Here is a 300-nt window from a genome sequence, read left to right on the forward strand (position 1 = left end):
CAGGGCAGCGGCCTGACCAACAAGTATGCCGAGGGCTATCCGGGCAAGCGCTACTACGGCGGCTGCGAACACGTCGACAAGGTCGAGCAGTTGGCCATCGACCGCGCCAGGCAACTGTTCGGCGCCGACTACGCCAACGTCCAGCCGCACTCCGGTTCCTCGGCCAACGCCGCGGTGTACCTGGCGCTGCTCAATGCCGGCGACACCATCCTCGGCATGAGCCTGGCCCACGGCGGCCATCTCACCCACGGCGCCAAGGTGTCCTCCTCCGGCAAGCTGTACAACGCCGTGCAGTACGGC

1 pseudogene is annotated in these 300 nt (G+C 67.3%); it reads left to right on the top strand.

Going from position 1 to position 300, the window contains the following annotated elements:
• Positions 1-300 (top strand): annotated as a pseudogene (glyA, locus tag HMPREF2886_RS22895) (serine hydroxymethyltransferase); the annotation flags it as partial.

The sequence above is a fragment of the Pseudomonas sp. HMSC066A08 genome (assembly GCF_001813025.1).
GTDB lineage: Bacteria > Pseudomonadota > Gammaproteobacteria > Pseudomonadales > Pseudomonadaceae > Pseudomonas > Pseudomonas aeruginosa.